The organism is Rhodococcus sp. ARP2 (genome assembly GCF_001029585.1).
Taxonomy (GTDB): Bacteria; Actinomycetota; Actinomycetes; order Mycobacteriales; family Mycobacteriaceae; genus Rhodococcus_F; species Rhodococcus_F erythropolis.
The window spans coordinates 27836-50005 of record NZ_LEKE01000073.1; the positions used below are offsets into that span (position 1 = coordinate 27836).

Annotated in this window: 1 protein-coding gene; it reads left to right on the forward strand. The window is 62.2% G+C overall.

The genetic code is table 11. From position 1 onward, the window contains the following. Positions 1-128: 128 nt before the first annotated feature. Positions 129-22170 (forward strand): non-ribosomal peptide synthase/polyketide synthase (locus ABX74_RS19925; RefSeq protein WP_144419590.1); only part of this gene is annotated, 22042 nt, incomplete at its 3' end.

Here is a 22170-nt window from a genome sequence, read left to right on the forward strand (position 1 = left end):
CTTGTCACCTATGTATCGGAGACAATGGGTGGTTCTGGCTCGTCGAGGTTGGATGAGGTCGGTAGCTGCTGCGAATCGGACGTTCGGCTCGCACGGGTGCGCAATGGTGTGGAAGAGAGGCTGTGGGCGTGAATTCGCTGGGTAACGGAGAACTGGGGAGCGGCAAGCCGGAGGTCGGCAGCTCGCCGGAAGACGTTCAGCGATCAGACGCATTCCCACTTTCGGCGGCCCAGCTCGGTATGTGGTTCGCGCAGCACCTTGATCCCGCAGTACCGGTCAACATCGCCCAGTACGTCGAACTCCGTGGTGCTCTGGAGCTTGACGCCCTTCGCCAGGCCTGTGCAGACGCCGGTCGCGAAATCGGGTCGGCCTTCGTGCGGATCTTCGAGATCGATGCCCAGCCGTACCAGATCATCGACCCCACACTCGATGATTCAGTCGGTTACGTCGATCTTCGTAGTGAAGACGACTCGCACGACGCCGCCATGCGGTGGATGCGAGCAGATCGCAGTCGGCCGATCGACATGCTTACGGACCGACTGATCTCTGCCACGATCCTGCGCCTCGGCGAGAACCGCTACTACTGGTACACGCGGGTCCACCACACAATTCTCGACGGTTTCGGTGCGTCGACGTTCGTCACTCGGGTGGCGGAGCTGTACTCGGCGCGCGTGGAGGGCCGGGATCCGGAGCCGAGTGAGGCCTCCGATCTCCGGAACGTCTACGAGGTGGACAACAAGTACCGCCAGTCGAGTCGTTTCGAAACCGATCGCAAGTACTGGGCAGACAAGATCGAGAATCTCGACGAGATCTCGAGCCTCGCGGGTCGAAGTGCCGCGCCGGCTCCAGTCAGTCGGATCGACAGCGCAGCGCTGTCCAACCACGTCGAGGCGCTGCTCGGGCGGTTCCTCGAGCGCATAGAGAAGACCACTGTTGCCGGCACTGTCGTCGCGGCGTTTGCGGCGTACCTCGCTCAGATGACCGGACGAGAGGACGTGTCGCTGAGTCTGCCCGTTTCCGGTCGAACGACAGCCGTGCTGCGTCGATCCGGAGGCATGGTCTCCAACGTCGTGCCGCTGCGCCTGACCGTCACTGCGGACACCACCGTCCAGGAGCTTCTGGACGACGTCAGGAACGAAATGTCCGGCGCGCTGCGCCACCAGCGATACCGACACGAGGACATGGTTCGCGGCGGTGACGGGCCGGGCCGGGGCGGATTCTTCGGCCCGTGGATCAACATCATGATGTTTTCCACCGAGTTGGCGTTCGGGCCCCTCGTCGGCGAGCTTCACATCCTGTCCACGGGTTTGATCGAAGACCTCGGTGTCAACCTGTACCAGAGCGTCGGCGATACCCGCACACACATCGACTTCGAGTCGAATCCCAATCTGTATGCGCCCGCGGACGCCCAGCGAAATCACTCGCGGTTCGTGGAGTTTCTCGAGAAGTTCGTCTCGGCCGAAACGAGCCGCAAGGTCTGGGATCTTCCTGTCGCCACCGACGAGGAGCGAAACAAGGTTGCCTTGTGGAACCGCACCGGCTTCCACGTTGCCTCGCAGACCATCACCGAAGCATTCGAGCGTCAGGTCGAGAGAACTCCCGATGCCACCGCTGTCGTTTTCGAAGGCGCCAGCCTCACATACGCCGAATTTGACTCTCGCGCAAATGGTTTGGCTCGTCAACTCATCGCCATGGGTGTTGGGCCCGAATCGCTTGTAGGACTGTCGATCCGCAGGTCTTTGGACTTGATGGTCGGTCTGTACGCGATTGCCAAGGCCGGCGGAGCCTGGGTGCCGGTGGATCCCGACCACCCAGCGGAACGCACCGCCTACATTCTCGAGTCGGCGCAGCCCACGTGTGTTGTGACCACTGCGCGGGACGACGTGGATCTGCCCTCGGGCACACGGGTCATCGAGATCGACACACTGGACTATGGGCAGCTCGACAGCAGGCCGATCGCCAACGCAGATCGCCTGTCTCCCTTGCATTTCTCGAACACTGCGTACGTGATCTACACCTCCGGCTCGACCGGGCGACCCAAGGGTGTCGCGGTCACTCACGCAGCGATCAACAATCAGCTTCAGTGGATGAACGCCGAGTACGGGCTTTCGGCGTCGGACATCTACCTGCAGAAGACCGCTACGACATTCGACGTGTCGCTGTGGGGATTCTTCATGCCGTTGCAGGTCGGCGCCACGCTCGTCGTCGCGACTCCGGACGGTCATCGAGACCCGATCTACGTGGCGAACAAGATCGCGGAGCTCGGCGTCACGATCACCGACTTCGTGCCATCCATGCTCACGCTGTTCACTGCGAATGCACCTGCCGGATCTTGTGATTCGTTGCGCCACGTGTTCGTCATCGGCGAGGCGCTCCCGCCCGAGACGTCTTCCGCCTTCCGCGAACTCTGTGGAGCCGGACTGCACAACCTGTACGGTCCGACCGAAGCCGCGGTATCGGTCACGTACTACGAGGCCGTGGCCACGGATACTACTTCCGTGCCGATCGGTATGCCGCAGTGGAACACTCAGGCGCACGTACTGGACGGACAACTTCGCCCGACCCCCATCGGGCAGCCGGGTGAGCTCTATCTCGCCGGCGTTCAACTCGCGCGCGGATACGTTGGTCGACCGGACCTGAGCTCGGATCGGTTCGTAGCCAATCCGTACGGCACGGCCGGTGAGCGTATGTACCGGACCGGCGACCTCGTCCGTCGCAGTGAGGACGGAAACCTCGACTACATCGGGCGTACCGACTTCCAAGTGAAGTTCCGTGGGCAGCGCATCGAGCTCGGCGAAATCGAGACCGTCCTTCTGGCACACCCCGACGTTTCCCAGGCTGTTGTCTTGGTGACCGTCACCCCGACCGGTGATCAATTGGTCGGCTACGTCGTGCCGGGCCCGGGCCGAAACATCGATGCTGCGGTGCTCAGTGAGTTCGCCGGTCGAAGCCTCCCTTCGTACATGGTTCCGGCCGCGTTGATGGTGCTCGATGCGTTGCCGCTCAACACGAGTGGCAAATTGGATCGTGCCGGGTTGCCCGAGCCGGTGTTCGCGAGTGCGAAGCAGTACCGCGAGCCCCGCACCGAAATCGAGCGGGTTGTCGCTGACGTCTTTGCCGACGTTCTCGGTGTCGAGCGCGTCGGTATCGACGACGACTTCTTCGAACTCGGTGGAAACTCGCTGGTTGCAACACAGTTGGTGACCCGCGTGGGTTCCGCCTTGGGAGTGCAACTCGGCGTTCGAGAGCTTTTCGAGTCCACCACGGTCGCTACCTTGGCGGCCCGCGCCGAGTCTGTGGCGGGTAACGCCAGGCAGCTCACCCCGCTGATCGCCAAGCCTCGTCCCCAGGTTGTCCCGCTCTCGCTTGCACAGCAGCGCATGTGGTTCATCAACCGTCTCGATCCGTCGACGCCCGCGTACAACCTTCCGTTCACGGTCCGGCTCACCGGTTCGGTGGACCCGTCCGCCCTGCATGCCGCGGTGATGGATCTTCTCGAGCGACACGAGTCCTTGCGGACGATCTACCCTGATGTCGACGGAACCGCGCAACAGCTTGTACTGCCGGTCGATCGGGCTGCAGTGGAGTTGAATCCGGTCAAGATTCGGAATTCGCATCTCGACGCGGCCCTGTTCGACGTGGCGTCTCGCGGCTTCGACGTGACGCTCGAAATCCCGGTACGGGTTGCCCTCTTCGAGGTGTCTCCGACGGACTACGTCCTGGTGATGGTTCTCCATCACATCGCTGCAGACGGACTGTCGTTCCGTCCGCTCGCACGTGACCTTCTCGTCGCATACTCGGCGCGAAGTGAGAAGTCTGCGCCGGCGTGGACGCCGCTGCCGATTCAGTACGCCGACTACGCCCTGTGGCAGCGCGAAGCACTGGGATCCGACGAAGACCCGCGCTCGGAGTCGTCTCGCCAGATCAACTTCTGGCGCCGGGCACTTGCCGATTTGCCGGATCAGTTGGATCTGCCGACCGACCGACCTCGTCCTGCCATCGCGTCCAATCACGGTGCCAAGCACCATTTTCAGATCAGCGAACGCACGACGCGCAAGTTGAACGAGTTGGCGCGCTCGAGGAGCGTCTCGCTGTTCATGGTGTTGCAGGCGGCATATGCAACGCTGTTGAGCCGGCTCAGTGGTACCTCCGACATCGCGATCGGTGCCCCGATCGGCGGGCGAGGCGATCAAGCGCTCAACGACGTGATCGGCATGTTCGTGAACACCCTGGTGCTTCGCACCGAGGTCGACCCGAACGAACGATTCGAAGAGTTGCTCGCTCGGGTAAGGGAATCGGGCTTGTCTGCCTACGGGCATGCCGATGTGCCGTTCGAGCGGTTGGTCGAAGTTCTGAGCCCGGCGCGTTCGCAGGCTCGTCACCCGCTGTTCCAGGTTGCGCTCACTGCGGAGATCAGTGGACGACGCGAACTGGAATTCTCAGGTGTCAAAGCAATTGCAGCTGAATTGGAAGTACCGGTCGCCAAATTCGATCTCGAACTCATGGTGTCCGAGAATCCCGAAGGGACCGAAGACGCGGATGTCTTGAGTGCCACCTTCACCTACGCCACGGACTTGTTCGATCCGGCCACGGTGAACACTTTCGCTACTCGGTTCGTGCGCATTCTCGATGCCGTGGCTACCCGACCTGAAACGATCGTCGGCGATATCGACCTGCTCTCACGCTCCGAGCGCACCGATCTGACGGTCGTAGCCGCGGATTACACGATGCCCCGGCAGAGTCTCGTCGACATCTTCCTGTCCGGCACGGCTGAGGCGGATTCGGTTGCTGTGCGCTTCGAGGGTCGATCGATCACCTACCGCGAGCTCGATGAGCAGTCGTCGAAGCTCGCACGGGTTCTGATCGGACGTGGCGCCGGCCCCGAGACCATTGTTGCTCTCGCCTTTCCTCGCTCGTACGAGATGGTCTGTGCAGTATGGGCGGTGGCGAAGTCAGGGGCGGCATACGTCCCAGTCGACCCGAGCTATCCGGAAGATCGTGTCCGGCACATGCTGGCCGATTCTTCGGCCGCGATCGGACTCACGTCGGGACAGTTCGTAGATAAGCTTCCTGCGGTCACAGAATGGTTGGTCCTTGACGGCCAGGCGCTGAACGGAGAACTGTCGACGCAATCTTCAGCGCCGGTCACGGACGAGGACCGAATCGCTCCGATTCACAGTTCTCACGTTGCATATGTCATTTACACATCCGGTTCCACGGGAAAACCGAAGGGTGTCAGCGTCACTCACGGTGGTCTCCGTGGGGTCAGAGACGCAGCACAGCGTCGCTACGAGGTAGAACAGTCCTCACGCTTCCTCCATATCTGTTCGCCGAGCTTCGACCCGTCGGTACTCGAATGGATGGTCGCCTTCTCTGCGGGTGCAACTTTGGTGATCGTTCCGTCGACAATTATCGGTGGACACGAGTTGTCGGATCTTCTTCATTCCGAGAAGGTCACACACGCGATCATCACTCCCGCAGTACTCGGGACCATGGAGCCGGCAGAGCTGCCTGAATTGCGAGTCGTCTCCGTCGGCGGTGACGTGACCACTCCCGAGTTGCTGGCGAAATGGGCCCCAGGGCGCGCCTACTTCAATGGGTACGGTCCGACCGAGACCACTATCATCTCGTCGTTCGGCGACCTCGCGATCGGCCGATCGATCGACATCGGGCGTCCCGTCGAGGGCATGTCGGCACTGGTACTCGACGAGCGTCTGCATCCTGTTCCAGTCGGTACCAGGGGAGAGCTCTACTTTGCAGGCGCTGCATTGGCTCGCGGCTACCACGAGCGGCGAGGTCTTTCTGCGGAACGGTTTGTTGCAAACCCGTATTCGCCGGACGGCGAGCGAATGTACCGGACCGGCGATGTCGTGCGCTGGACCGGCGGAGACGCGCGCGGTGACGCGGGGGTTCTCGAATACGTCGGCCGCAGTGACTTCCAGGTCAAGGTTCGCGGATTCCGTATCGAACTCGGTGAGATCGACGCAGTTCTGTCCTCGCACGAGTCTGTGCGCTTCGCGGTGACGGTCGGAAGCGAAGGCGCGGCGGGTGTCACAACCCTCGTTTCCTACGTCGAACTGGCTGACGGGTCGAGTTTCGATCGGGACGTGCTCGCCTCGTTCGTGGCAGAATCTCTGCCGAGCTACATGGTTCCGTCCGTCATCATGGAACTCGCTGAGGTTCCGTTGACCCCGGTGGGCAAATTGGATCGCCGGGCTTTGCCGGAGCCTGTTTTCGAGGTCCGCGAGTTTCGTGCACCCACTACGCCGGTGGAAGAGATTGTCGCGCAGGTGATTGCGGATGTTCTCGGAGTGGAACGAGTCGGCGTCGACGACGACTTCTTTGAACTCGGTGGCAACTCCCTGGTGGCTACTCAGGTCACCTCCCGATTGGGGCGGGCGCTCGACACTACGGTGCCGGTGCGAACGCTATTCGACGTTTCCACCGTCGAGGCGCTCGCCGCACACATCGAGTCGCACGTAGGTAGCGGCGGGCAGAAGGCGCTCGTCGCACAGGTGCGTCCCGCGGAAATTCCGTTGTCGCTGGCGCAGCAGCGCATGTGGTTCCTGAACCGCTTCGACACCGACTCGGCTGCTTACAACATCACTTTTGCTCTGCACTTGACTGGTCATCTCGATACTGCCGCGATGGAAACTGCGCTTGAGGACGTACTGGACCGGCATGAAGTGCTCCGAACGGTATATCCGGACGGGGCTTCCGGACCGAAGCAGTCGATTCTGTCGCTTTCGGAGGCGTTCGGCGGACTGACCGTGGAGTCGGTTTCGGATCAGGATGAGCTCGAAAGTCGAGTCGCTGCAATCGGATCCTCAGCGATCGACGTCACCGTCGACGTGCCGATCCGTGTCCGCCTGTTGACGGTCAGCGACACCGAGCACACCCTCGCGATCGTGGTTCATCACATCGCCGCTGACGGTTGGTCGATGGCGCCCCTGGCACGCGATGTCATGATTGCCTACTCGGCACGCAAGGACGCGATCGCGCCGGCGTGGCAGCCGTTGACTGTGCAGTACGCCGACTATTCGTTGTGGCAGCGTGAGGTTCTGGGGTCGGAAGACGACTCGGAATCACTCATCTCGCAGCAGATCTCGTACTGGACCGAGACTCTGGTAGACCTACCGGATGTGATCGAGCTTCCGTCGGACCGGTCTCGGCCTGATGTGGCGTCGATGCGCGGCGAGCGATTCGCGTTCGAGATCTCCGGGGATGTGCACCGTCGATTGGACGCGCTGGCACGGGAGAACAACGCAACGCTCTTCATGGCGTTGCACTCGGCGCTTGCCGTTCTGATGGCCCGACTGAGCGGGACCTCGGACATCGCCGTGGGCACCCCCGTTGCCGGTCGCGGCGACGAGGCGCTCGACGATCTCGTCGGTATGTTCGTCAACACGCTTGTTCTGCGCACCGAGGTCGACCAGGCCCAGGCATTCACGGATCTGCTCGCTGCAGCGAGTGATTCTGCGCTCGGAGCGTTCGCTCACTCGGACGTGCCCTTCGAGCGGTTGGTGGACGTCTTGGCTCCCGCCCGGTCGCAGGCCAGACATCCGCTGTTCCAGGTTGTGCTGTCCTTGCAGAATCTCGCGCAAACGGCATTGGAACTGCCGGGACTGGCGATCAAGGCCGCCGAAATCGACACGACCACTGCCAAGTTCGACCTCGAACTCGCAGTAACCGAGTCGATCGGCGAAGACGGGATCCAGCAAGGGCTCTCGGCCGAATTCACTTTTGCTGCAGATCTGTTCGACGTCTCGACGGTCGAAGGGTTTGCTCGGCGTCTGGTTCGTATCCTCGAGACTGTCGTGTCGGTTCCTTCGATTGTCGTCGGTGACATCGATATTCTCGATGCGGCCGAGCGGGGTGTGCTGGCCGATGTTCATGGAGGTCAGTCGGTCTCGGGAACCCTGGTCGAGATTCTCACAGCGGCGGCCGCTGTGGATCCGTCGGCGGATGCGATTCGCTTCGACGGTGAGTCGATCAGCTACCGCGAACTCGACGAGCGGTCGTCGCGACTCGCTCGTGTTCTGATTGCGAAGGGTGTCGGGCCGGAGGATCGGGTCGCGATCGCGATTCCGCGTTCGGCCGATTCGGTTCTCGCTCTGTGGGCCGTGGTGAAGACGGGTGCTGCGTTCGTGCCCGTCGACCCGACGTATCCGGTTGACCGTATCGCCCACATGATCTCCGATTCCGGTGCGGTGCTGGGTCTTGCGCTCAGTGACGTCGAGGCAGGATTGCCGTCGGCGTTGACGTGGGTTGTTCTCGACGACGAGAAGACAGTGGCGGCGTGCGCGGCAGAATCTTGCGCGCCGGTGAGTGATTCGGATCGACGTAGTGCGATCGACGAGCGGCAGCCTGCGTACGTCATCTACACGTCCGGCACCACAGGTCTGCCCAAGGGCGTTGTGGTCACCAACGCCGGTGTGGCGAATTTCTGTGCCGAGCAGGTCGAGCGCTATGCGCTGACCGCGGATGCTCGGACGCTGCATTTCGCCTCGCCGAGTTTCGATGCGTCTGTCCTCGAGTTGCTGATGGCATTCGGATCCGCGTCGACGATGGTGATTGCGCCGACGACGGTGTACGGCGGCGCGGAACTGGCCGAGATCTTGCGCTCGGAGGGCGTGACGCATGCGTTCGTGACGCCCGCTGCGCTGGCATCAGTGGATCCGAGCGGGCTTGACGCGTTGCGGGTGGTTGTCGTCGGTGGCGAAGCCAGTTCGCGGTCTCTCGTTGCCAAGTGGGCGGTGCCGCTTCCGGATGGCGGTGTGCGTGGATTCTTCAATGCGTACGGTCCGACGGAGTCGACAGTCGCCTCGAACATCAGCGATACGCTGACCGCGTTTGATCGTATGAACATCGGCGGCCCGATTCGAGGTATGGCCGCGCGGATCTTGGACGGCCGCTTGCAGCCTGTGCCGGTTGGTGTCGCAGGTGAGTTGTACGTGTCGGGTGTTCAGGTCGCTCGTGGATACCTGGGACAGCCGGCATTGACGGCGGGTCGTTTTGTCGCAGACCCGTTCGGGGCGCCGGGAGAGCGGTTGTACCGCACGGGTGACGTGGTCCGGTGGATCGACGGTGGCGCGGTGGAGTACGTGGGCCGCAGCGACTTCCAGGTCAAGATCCGTGGGTTCCGTATCGAACTCGGCGAAATCGAGGCCGCACTGACCCGATGCGCGGGCGTTGCGCAAGCTGTTGCTCTTGTACGCTCCGACGATCACTTCGGCGATCGCCTCGTTGCATACGTGGTGCCACAGGCCGGCGCCGAGGTGGATCCCGCACAGGTCATCGAGTCGGTGTCGACGTTCCTCACCGGCTACATGGTTCCCGACTCGGTCCTGGTGCTCGATTCGATTCCGTTGACCACCGCGGGCAAGACGGACATCAAAGCTCTGCCATCGCCCGTGTTCGAGTCGAAGGTGTATCAGGCGCCGATCACGACCGTCGAAGAGACTGTCGCGCAGGTGTTCTCCGAAGTTCTCGGAGTCGCACAGGTTGGCCGCGACGACGACTTCTTCGAGCTCGGAGGCAACTCGCTGATCGCGACCCGTGTCGCCGCACGGCTGGGGGAGGCGCTTGACACAAGCGTTCCGGTTCGTGCGCTCTTCGAAGCGTCGACCGTGCAGTCACTCGCCCTCCGGCTCGAGCTGCACGCCGGTTCGGGTGCCACGGCCCCACTGGTCCCGCAGTCCCGGCCCGCTCGGATCCCACTTTCGTTGGCGCAGCAGCGCATGTGGTTCCTGAACAGGTTCGAACCGGAGTCCGCAGTCAACAATATTCCGGCCGTGCTTCGTATCTCAGGGAATCTGGATGTCACCGCGCTCGACGCCGCAGTGCGCGATGTCGTCGAGCGCCACGAGGTGCTTCGGACCGTGTATCCGGAAACGGACGGGATCGGTTACCAGCTCGTCCTATCCGTGTCCGAGATGTGGTCGGGACTGACTCCGATTGTAATCACCGAAGCGGCAATCGAAGCCGAAATCGCTGTGCTGGTGACCGTCGGGTTCGACGTTACAACGGAAGTTCCGTTGCGCGTGCGGCTCTTCCAGCTGTCCGACGGCGAGTACGTGTTGGCATTTGTTGTGCACCACATCTCCACTGACGGCTTCTCGATGGCACCCCTGACACGTGACCTCATGCTTGCCTACGAGGCTCGCACTCGTGGTGGCGTTCCGTCGTGGGCACCGCTGCCAGTCCAATACGTGGACTACACGCTGTGGCAGCGCGATGTCCTCGGTTCCGAGAGCGACGAACAGTCGTTGATCTCCCGCCAAATCGGATACTGGCGTGAAGCGCTGGCAGAATTGCCGGGGCAGCTCGATCTGCCCAACGACCGCACTCGCCCGCAGCGGGCGTCCGGACGAGGCGCCAACTACGACTTCATCGTGGACGCACAAATGCAGGAGCGCCTCGAAGCCTTGGGACGCACGCACAATGCGTCACTGTTCATGACTGTGCACGCGGCGCTTGCCGTGACACTGGCGCGCTTGTCGGGTACGACCGACATCGCGATCGGAACTCCCGTCGCAGGGCGCGGGCAGGCACAACTCGACGACCTTGTCGGTATGTTCGTCAACACGTTGGTGCTCCGTACCGAGATCGATCCGGACGGTTCGTTTGCCGAATTGCTGTCGGCGGTGCGCGAGCGCGATCTCGAGGCTTTTGCACATGCAGACGTGCCCTTCGAACGTTTGGTCGAGGTTCTCGAACCGGTACGGTCGCAGGCTCGCCATCCGCTGTTCCAGGTCATGTTGTCGTTCCAGAACCTCTCGGGCACCGAGCTTGTCCTCGGTGATCTGACGGTCTCGCCGTTGGATTCCGATCTCCCGGTGGCTAAGTTCGACCTCCAGTTGACGCTCACTCAAGCCGTCGACCAGTCCGGCGTTCCTTCTGGACTAGCAGCTCAGTTTACTTACGCAACAGACCTTTTCGACGAGTCGACAGTGGCCTCGTTTGCGGACGGGTTGTGCCGTGTCCTGGCGAGCGTGACAACTGATTCTCTTTCGCCGGTGGGTGCAGTGGAGATCCTCGATGAAGAGGAGTCGTCGCAGATTCTGGGGTGGTCGCGCGGACAGCACGTACCGTCAGCTGACATCTCGATTCTCGGCTTGTTCGCGCAGACAGTGGTCGAGTTCCCGGAGCGATCGGCCGTCGTTGCCGGCAACGTCACGTTGTCGTACGCAGATCTGGATGTTCGTTCGTCCGTATTGGCAGCGGAGTTGGTTGCAGCGGGCGTAGGTACGGACGATGTCGTGGGAGTGATAATTCCACGTTCATGGCAGTGGATCGTCGCATTGGTAGCGGTATGGAAGGCCGGGGCGGCCTATCTGCCGATGGATCCTACATTGCCGACGCAGCGCATTGAGGCGGTTCTGTCCGATATTGACGCGCAGTGCGTAATCGCTGTCGACGACGTCTCTCTGACCGTGCCGGTAATTCGCATACAAGACGTGGTGGAGACGACGGGCACCCCTGAGTGGGTTGATCGCTGGGTCGAGCACGGCGCGGATTCTCGTTCCGCCTATGTGATCTCGACATCCGGCTCCACCGGTCGTCCGAAGCCGACAATCGTCGCGATGGCAGGTATCGCCAACACCGTCGCGTGGTATCGATCCGAGATTCCGCCGGCCGCCAGTGTCCTGGTGGCGTCATCTCCGAGTTTCGACCTGACCCAGAAGAATGTGTGGAGTCCGCTGTCGAGCGGCGGAACTGTGATTGTGGCCCGAGCCGGGTTCGATCCGTCGGAGATACTCGGTGTAGTGGCGAGTTCGCATGTGCAGGTGGCGAACATGTCTCCGAGCGCGTTCGAAGCGTTGGTGGATGCGGATTCCGACGGTGCGTTGTCGCGCCTTCAGGTCGTCTATCTTGGAGGCGAGCCGATTCAGGTGAGGCGCCTTGCCGCACTGATGAACTCGGGTGTTCGAATCGTGAACAGTTACGGCCCGACGGAGGCGTCGGACGTGGTGTCGCGGCGTGACGCCTCCGTCGATGACATCATGGGTGTGCCGATCGGATCGCCGATTCCCAATATCGATCTTTTCGTGCTGGATTCGCGGTTGCAGATCGTACCAGTAGGTGTCGTCGGCGAGTTGTACGTCGGTGGTGTCGGCGTAGGCCGCGGCTACGGCGCGCGATTCGACCTGACTGCGGGACGATTTGTCGCCAATCCGTTCAGCGATAGTGGATCTCGTCTGTACCGGACAGGTGATCTGGTCCGCCGGAACCGTACGGGAGAATTGGAATACCTGGGGCGCACCGACTTCCAGGTCAAGGTCCGCGGCCTCCGTATTGAACTCGGTGAAATCGAGTCGGCACTGGTATCTGTGGACACGGTGGCGTCTGCCCTCGTGACAGTGCATCGGGATCAACTGGTCGCGTACGTGGCTCCGGATGCCGGAGTTATCCATCCCGATGCACTTCGCGTACACCTGAGTGATCGTCTGCCTGATTACATGGTCCCGGCGCTTTTCATCGTGCTCGACGCAATGCCTCTCAATGCGAACGGCAAAGTTGATCGCCGTGCCCTACCTGAACCGGTTTTCGAGGTCGTAGCTTTCCGGGCTCCGACGTCGGTGGTGGAAGAGGTTGTGGCGCAGACATTTGCGGATGTTCTGGGCATTGAGCGTGTCGGTTTGGATGACGATTTCTTCGCGCTCGGAGGTAACTCGCTGATCGCGACACGGGTGATGTCTCGTCTGGGGCAAGCGCTCGAAACCAAGATTCCGGTCCGGATGCTGTTCGACGCGTCGACTGTGGAAGAACTCGCTGCGCGCATCGACGGACACGTCGGCGGCGACGGAGACCGAGCATTGACCGCGCAGGTGCGTCCGGCACAGGTGCCGCTGTCGCTTGCTCAGCAGCGCATGTGGTTCCTCAACCGCTTCGATACAGAGTCGGCCGTCAACAACATTCCTGTTGCAGTTCGTCTCACCGGCGAGCTGAAAGTGGATGCTCTTCGTGCGGCGATTACCGATGTCATTGCACGACATGAGGTTCTGCGCACGCTGTACCCGGAGATCGACGGCGTTGGCTACCAGCAGATTCTCTCACCGGAGGATGCCTCGATCGAATTCGATACAGTGCGCACTGCCGAGAGCAACCTTCAGGCAGAGCTCTATGCCTTCTTCGCCCAGGGCTTCGACGTCACCGTCGAGGTTCCGTTGCGCGCCAGGCTGTTCCAGGTCGCCGATGACGACTTCGTGTTGTCGTTCGTGGTGCATCACATCTCGACCGACGGCTTCTCGATGAGTCCGTTGACCCGCGACGTGATGACCGCGTACTACGCTCGCTCACAGGGTCAAGCCCCGGTGTGGACGCCGTTGCCGGTGCAGTATGCCGACTACGCACTGTGGCAGCGAGAGGTTCTCGGGTCCGAGGACGATCCGCAGTCAATCATCGCGCAGCAGATCGATTACTGGTCTGACGCCCTGGCCGACCTGCCCGAGCAGCTGGACCTTCCCAGTGATCGCACCCGCCCCGAGATCGCAACGGGACAAGGAACGAACCACACCTTCACCATCGACCCGCAACTGTGGGCCGATGTGGAAGCAACAGGCCAGGCAGCGGGCGCAACCCCGTTCATGGTCGTCCACTCGGCACTGGCCGTGCTACTGGCACGGTTGTCCACGACAACCGACATCGCAATCGGCGCTCCTGTCGCCGGTCGCGGTGAAGCGCAGCTCGACGATCTGATCGGCATGTTCGTCAACACTTTGGTGCTGCGCACCGAGGTTGATCCGTCGATGTCGTTCACGGATCTGTTGGCTTCTGCGCGTGAAGTGGATCTGCAGGCGTTTGCCCACGCTGACGTGCCGTTCGAGCGGATCGTCGAAGCGCTCGATCCGGTGCGTTCGCAGGCACACCACCCGCTGTTCCAGGTGGCATTGACCTTCCAGAACCTTGGCCAGAGTGCTCTCGAACTGCCCGGACTCACCGCCGCTGCTGTGGAATTCGACGCAGCACTGGCCAAGTTCGATCTGCAATTCACTCTTGAAGACGCCGCTGACGCCGGTATGTCCGGCACCCTGACCTACGCGACGGATCTGTTCGACGCGGCGACAGCGGCCGAGTTCGCTGATCGCTTCGTGTCCGTCCTCCGTGGCGTTGTCGCGAATCCGGCCGCTGCCGTTGGCGACGTGGATGTTCTGACCGCCGGTGAGTTGGATCGCGTTCTGTCATGGAGCGACACGGGTGTCGACAGTGGTGTGGAGTCGACGTTGTCGGCGTGGTTCGATGATGCTGCTGCGCGGTTTGGTGATCGGACCGCGGTGCGGTTCGGTGGCGAGTCGTTGACGTATGCGGAGTTGTCGGTTCGGTCGAATCGGTTGGCGCGCAGGTTGATTGCTCAGGGTTGTGGTCCGGAGTCGTTGGTGGCGGTGGCGTTGCCGCGGTCGGCTGATCTTGTGGTGGCGTTGTTGGCGGTGGTGAAGTCCGGTGCGGGGTATTTGCCGGTGGATCCGTCGTATCCGGCTGATCGTGTCGAGTTCATGTTGGCTGATGCTGCTCCGGTGGCTGCGATTTCGTGGTCCGGGCGTGAGTTGGTGTTGCCCGCTGGTTTGCCGGTGGTTGATATCGACGCGGTGGATGTGTCGGAGTTCGATGGTTCGGTGGTGACGGATGCTGATCGTGTGTCGCCGTTGCGGTCGTCGAATGTTGCGTATGTGATTTACACGTCGGGTTCGACGGGTCGCCCGAAGGGTGTGCAGGTTCCGCACATCACGGTGGCGAAGTTGTTTGCGAATACCGAGAGTGTGTACGGGTTCGACGAGTCGGATGTGTGGACGATGTTCCACAGTTATGCGTTCGACTTCTCGGTGTGGGAGTTGTGGGGTCCGCTGTTGTACGGCGGCACGTTGGTCGTCGTGGACTATGTGACGTCGCGGTCGCCGGAGCAGTTCCTGGAGTTGCTTGCTGCTGAGCGGGTGACGGTGCTCAATCAGACGCCGTCGGCGTTCTATCAGTTGGCCGAGGCTGATCGGTTGGCGTCGGAATCCGGTCTGGCTGCCGAGTTGTCGTTGCGGTGGGTTGTTTTCGGTGGCGAGGCGCTCGAGCTTCGACGCTTGTCGGATTGGTATGGCCGCCGCGGTGACTCTGCGCCGACGTTGGTGAACATGTACGGCATCACGGAGACGACGGTGCATGTGAGCCATCGTGTGTTGGATGCTGCGTTGGCGGCGGATGCGTCGGCGAGTGTTGTGGGTCAGGCTATTTCGGGTCTGCAGGTGTTTGTGCTCGATACGCGTTTGGCTCCGGTGCCGGTTGGTGTCGCGGGTGAGATGTATGTCTCGGGTGTGCAGTTGGCTCGGGGTTATCTGGGTCAGGCGGGGTTGACGTCGACGCGGTTTGTGGCGAGTCCTTTTGCTGCTGGTGAGGTGTTGTACCGCACGGGTGACGTGGCGTCGTGGAACAGTGCTGGTGATTTGGAGTATCTGGGTCGCGCGGATGATCAGGTGAAGATCCGTGGGTTCCGGATCGAGATCGGTGAGATCGAGTCTGCGGTGTTGGCGGATGTGTCGGTGGCGCAGACGGCGGTGGTTGTTCGTGAGGATTCTCCGGGTGATCAGCGGTTGGTGGCGTATGTGGTTTCGGCTGCGGGTGTGAGCGTTTCGGTCGACGATCTTCGGGTGTCGGTGGGTTCGTTGTTGCCGGAGTACATGGTGCCGTCGGCGTTTGTGGTGTTGGATGCGATTCCGTTGACGGTGAACGGGAAGTTGGATCGTCGGGCGTTGCCGGTTCCGTCGTTGCAGGTTGCGGTGTTCCGGGCTCCGACGTCGGTGGTGGAAGAGGTTGTGGCGCAGACGTTTGCGGATGTTCTGGGCGTTGAGCGTGTTGGTTTGGATGATGATTTCTTCGCGCTCGGTGGTAATTCGCTGATTGCGACGCAGGTGACGTCTCGGTTGGGTCAGGCGTTGGATGCTTCGGTGTCGGTGCGGGAGTTGTTCGAGGCGTCGACGGTGGAGGGTTTGGCTGCTCGCCTCGGTTCTCGTGTTGGTGGCGGTTCGCGTGCGGCGTTGACTGCGCAGGTGCGTCCGGCGCAGGTGCCGTTGTCGTTTGCGCAGCAGCGCATGTGGTTCCTCAACCAATTGGACCGCGAATCGGCAGCCAACAACATTCCGATGGCGATCACTCTCACTGGCGAGTTGGATCAGGCGGCGTTGTACGACGCTGTCGTGGACGTGTTGAAGCGTCACGAGGTTCTGCGCACGGTCTACCCCGAGGTCGACGGTGCCGGCTACCAGCGGATCTTGCCGGTGGCGGCAGTTCCGGTGAATCTGGCTCCCGTGCAAATCGAAGCATCCGACATCGTGGCGGCGGTGACGGACTTCGTCACGTCAGGCTTCGACGTCACCGCTGAGGTTCCATTGCGGGCCAAGCTCTTCCAGCTCGCGGAGGACTCGTTTGTACTGGCGATAGTGATTCACCACATCTCCACCGACGGTTTCTCGATGGGTCCGTTGATCCGCGACGTGATGACCGCGTACTACGCCCGCTCACAGGGTCAAGCCCCGACCTGGGCGCCGTTGTCGGTGCAGTATGCCGACTACGCGTTGTGGCAGCGCGAGGTTCTCGGTTCCGAGGGTGACACGGAATCCGTACTCGCAGAGCAGATCGGCTACTGGGCCAAAACTCTCGACGGAGTTCCGGACCAGATCACCTTGCCCAGTGACCGCGCGCGTCCAGCCGTGTTCACCGGACGGGGAGCCACCTACAGCTTCCCGATTTCCGCGGATGTTCACCGCGGACTGGCTGCTGTGGGTCGCGAGCACCAGGCATCGCTGTTCATGGTGATGCACTCGGCGTTGGCAACACTTCTTGCCCGGTTGTCCGGCACCACCGACATCGCAGTCGGTACCCCGGTGGCCGGTCGCGGCGAAGCGCAGCTCGACGATCTGATCGGCATGTTCGTCAACACGCTCGTGCTGCGCACCGAGGTCGATCCGGGGATGCGTTTCCTCGATCTGCTTACGTCGGCGCGTGAGAGTGATCTCGCGGCTTTCGCTCACGCAGACGTGCCGTTCGAGCGGCTGGTCGAGGTTCTCGATCCGGTGCGCTCGCAAGCGCACAACCCGTTGTTCCAGGTTGCCTTGGCATTCCAGAACCTGGGGCAGAATAACCTGACGCTGCCGGGACTCGATATCACTGAATTCGATATCGCGGAAACTGTAGCGAAGTTCGACCTTCAGTTGACTCTGGTGGAAGCTGCCGATGGTCACGGCATGACGGCGACCTTCACTTATGCGACGGATCTCTTCGACGAGGGGACAGTTGTCTCCTTCGCCGAGCGGTTGACTCGAATTCTCGAGGCCGTCGCCGTGGATGCGACGCAGGCTGTCGGCGACATCAACATCCTCGAAGCGCCTGAGCGTATCGAACTGACCAGTCGCCGAGCGTCCTCGGGCATCGAGCCGAAGCCGTTGGCCGACATCCTGGCCGAGACCGCGTTGCTGTATCCCTCCAACGAAGCTCTCCGCTACCAGGATCGGTCGATGACGTACGCCGAGGTCGACGAGTGGTCGTCGCGCCTCGCCCGCGTCCTGATCGCTCGCGGTCTGGGCGCCGAAGACCTGGTCGCAGTGTCGATTCCGCGTTCCATCGAATCGGTCCTGCTGGTGTGGGCGGTATCCAAGACAGGTGCCGCGGTTGTTCCCATCGATCCGCACTACCCGGCCGACCGCATCGCGCATATGGTCTCCGACTCGGGCGTCTCGGTCGGTCTGACTCTCGAAGCTGAACTCGCAGGGCTTACCGACACCGTGGAGTGGCTCGCGATCGACAGTGCTGCTTGCGCGGAACTGATGGCAGCGCAGGATAGTTCACCGATTCGTGAAGATGAGCGTGTGCGCCCCGTCCTTCCGGCGCATCCGGCCTGGGTGATCTACACGTCGGGCACAACAGGCTTGCCCAAGGGTGTTGTTGCTACGGGAGCAGGCCTCGCGAGCTTCAGTGCAACGCAGGCACAGCACTACCTGGTGACGCCGAACTCCCGCACGCTGCACTTCGCGTCGCCGAGTTTCGACGCGTCGATGCTCGAACTGTTCCTGGCTGTCGCGACAGGCGCTGCCATGGTGATCGTCCCGACGTCGATCTTCGGCGGCGACGAGTTGACTGCGCTGTTCAAGTCCGAACGCGTCACACACGCCTTCATCACGCCGGCGGCGTTGGCTTCCATGGATCCGTCTGGCCTGAACGATCTCGAGGTGGTTGGTGTCGGCGGCGAGGCGTACTCGCCGGAGTTGATGGCCAAGTGGGCGGATCAGCCGAACCGTCGACGTACGTTCCTCAATGTCTACGGCCCCACCGAGACCACTATCGTCACCAACGTCAGTGTGCCGCTGATGCCGGGCGACCGGATGACCATCGGCGAAACCATCGGCGACATGGCCGCGTTTGTTCTCGACACACGTCTGCAGCCCGTTCCGGTTGGCGTTGCCGGTGAGCTGTACCTGTCGGGTCCCCAGGTCACCCGCGGATACCATCGCCGCCCGGGATTGAGCGCGGATCGCTTTGTTGCCAACCCGCACGGCCTGTCCGGTGAGCGCATGTACCGCACCGGTGATGTTGTGCGTTGGACTGACCGTTACCAGGTTGAGTACGTGGGCCGCAACGACTTCCAGGTGAAGATCCGTGGGTTCCGTATCGAGCTCGGTGAGATCGACGCGGCACTGACGGCACATTCGGACGTCGAGTTCGCCGCGACGATGGGCACCACGCTGACGTCCGGTGCTCCGGCGCTGGTGTCGTACGTGTTTGTCGGCAAGGAATCTGCTGTCAGCTCGGCGGATCTGAGTGAGTTCGTTTCACGCACTCTGCCGGCGCACATGGTGCCTGCGTCGATCATGGTTCTGACCGACATGCCGCTGACCCCGGCCGGCAAGCTGGACCGAAAGGCTCTGCCGGAGCCGGTATTCGAGGTCAAGGAGTTCCGCGCTCCCACGACCGAGATGGAACGCGTCCTCAGCGAGGTCTTTGCCGACGTTCTCGGCCTCGATCAGATCGGTACCGACGATTCGTTCTTCGCTCAGGGCGGAGACTCGATCATGTCGATCCAGTTGGTGTCCCGGGCCAAGGCCCGCGGTGTTCTGTTCACGCCCAAGGACGTGTTCGAGAACAAGACGGTGGCTGAGTTGGCAGAGGTTGCCGTCGTCGGCTCCGACGCCGATGCGATCACTGTTCTCGCCGAGATCGAAGGCGGCGGCATCGGTTGGATGCCGCTCACGCCGATCAAGCGATTCATGTTCGAACGGCCCGGCAGCTTCCAGCGTTTCAACCAGTTGTTGACGCTGGAGTTGCCGCTCGGCATCGACCGGACCGGTGTTGTCGACACACTGGCTGCCGTCATCAATCACCACGACATGTTCCGTTCGCGTCTGGTCGATGATCAGCGTGGTCCGGGCATGGCTGTGTCCGCGCCCGGAACCGTCGACGTTGATTCTTTGGTGCGACGGGTGCTGGTGGACCCCGCGATTTCGGGCGCAGACCTGACGGCCATCGCGTCGGGTGCTCTCGACGACGCTCTCGGCCGGTTGGATCCGGCCGCCGGTGTCATGGCTCAGTTCGTGTGGATCGACTTCGGTGACACACGCACCGGCCGATTGATCATGGCTGCGCATCACCTGATCGTCGACGGCGTCTCCTGGCGGATCATCGTGCCGGACTTGATTTCCGCGTGGGCTCAGCGCAGTGGCGGAAGTGCACCCGTGCTCGAACCGACGGGCACGTCCATGCGTACCTGGGCGCACTCGCTCGCTGCGGAATCACGATCAGACAAGCGACTGGCAGAACTGCCACGTTGGCGCAAGACGCTGTCGACTCCAGACCCGATTCTCGGTTCGCGGGCGTTCGATCCGTCCGTCGACGTTGCGGCAACAGTCGAGCGTGTGCGCGTGGAGGTGCCCACAGGCGTCACCGAGACCCTGCTGACAACTCTGCCCGAGGTGTTCCGCGGCGGAGCCAACGACGGTTTGCTGGCCGGACTTGCTCTGGCACTGGTGCGCTGGCGCCGTGAGCGGGGCATCGACACCGAAGCGGCACTGCTCCAGCTCGAGGGCCACGGCCGCGAAGAGGGCGTCGTCCCGGGTGCCGATCTCTCACGCACCGTCGGCTGGTTCACGGCGGCCTTCCCCGTCGCACTCGACCTTGCCGGTATCGACATCGACGACGCCTTCGACGCCGGAGTTGCTGCGGGAGCGGCGATCAAGGCAGTCAAGGAGCAGTTGCTCGCCGCTCCCGACAAGGGTGTCGGCTACGGACTGCTGCGGTACGTCAACGACGACACCTGCACTGAGCTGTCGAAGCTGAGCAGCGGGCAGGTCAGCTTCAACTACCTGGGTCGCATTGTGGCGGAGGATATTCCGGCTGCAGCGCAAGGCCTCGGATGGATTCCGGCACGCGACTTCTCCGATGTCGCTGCGCCGGAAGACCCGGACATGCCGGCCAACAAGGTTGTCGACATCAATGCCATCGTCAACGACGGCCCTGACGGCGCGGTGCTCGAAGCATCGTTTGCCTTCCCGAACGGATTGCTGAGCGCCACCGAGGTGCAAGCCCTGGCCGACCTGTGGGTCGGAGCACTCACAGCGCTGGCGCAGCACGCACAGGCCGTCGGCGCAGGCGGACTCACGCCGTCGGACGTGCCGCTGGTAACGCTGACCCAGCAGGATCTCGACGGGTTCGAGCAGCGTTTCCCCGCGGTGCAGGACGTCTGGCCGCTGGCTCCGCTGCAGTCGGGTCTGCTGTTCCACGCTGTCATGGCCGAGTCCACCGTCGACCTGTACTCCGTGCAGATGGTTCTCTCGCTGTCCGGCCGCGTCGACGCGGATCGCCTCCACGCCGCAGCACAGGCCATCATCGATCGTCACCCGAACCTGCGCACCGCATTTGTGGTCGACGGAACGGGTACGCCGGTCCAGGTAGTTCTCGGTGACATCGACGTGCCGTGGCGCGAACTGGATCTCACCACAATCGCCGACAGCGAAGAACGACGCCGCGAGTTGGATCGGATTCTTGCCGAGGACCAGGCCACGCACTTCGACATGTCGAACCCGCCGTTGATCAAGTTCACGCTGATCAAGATCGCGGCGAGCGAATACCGCCTTGTTGTGGCAAACCACCACATCATCCTCGACGGCTGGTCCATGCCGCTGCTGCTCCAGACGCTCCTCGGCCACTACGCCATGCGTGGGAACATTCCCGCTCAGACGCGGTCACTGAGCTACCGGAACTACCTCGCGTGGCTGGTCCAGCAGGATCGCAGTGTGTCCATGGATGCCTGGGCGAAAGCGCTGGGCGGCGTCGAAGAGCCGACGTTGTTGGCTCCCACCGTCGTTGGTCAGGAATTCAGTGCGCTGTCGCAGAAGTTGCAGATCTCGCTCAGCGAATCGGTGACCGCGACACTGACCGGTTTGGCATCGAGGACCGGCGTTACCGCCAACACGATCGTCCAGGCTGCCTGGGCAATTCTGCTGGGACGCATGACCGGTCGCCAGGACATTGTCTTCGGTGCCACGGTCTCCGGCCGTCCGCCACAACTCGACAGCGTCGAGAAGATGGTGGGTCTGTTCATCAACACGCTGCCCGTTCGTGTCCAACTGGATCTGGCCGAGTCCGTCGAGGCATTGCTCTCACGGGTTCAGATCGAACAGGCGGGATTGCTCGATCACCATTACCTCGGCCTGACCGACGTGCAGAGCGCCGCGGGCGTCGGCGGACTCTTCGACACTCTGGTGATCTTCGAGTCCTACCCGGTCGACCGTGACGGTCTTGCAGCGCAAGCAGAGTTCTTGGATGGCATGGTGATCGATGATGTCGCCTCCGACGATTCCACGAACTACCCGCTCACACTGCTGATCGGTCTCGACGACCAACTGCACTTGACGCTTCGTTACCTACCCGACTTCTTCGACGAGTCGTACGCGCAGACCCTGCTGGGTCGCCTCGAGACTCTGCTGACCGAAATCGGTGAAACGCCGTCTACTGCAGTCGGTGACGTCGAGGTCATGACGGCGCCTGAGCGCGCGTTGGTGCTCGAGTCGTGGAACGACACGTCTCGTCCGGTTGTGGGTGGGTTGTTGTTGGATGGTTTTGATTCTGTGGTGGGGGTTTCTTCGGGGTCGCGGGCGGTGGTGTGTGGGGATGAGGTGCTTTCGTATGGGGAGTTCGTAT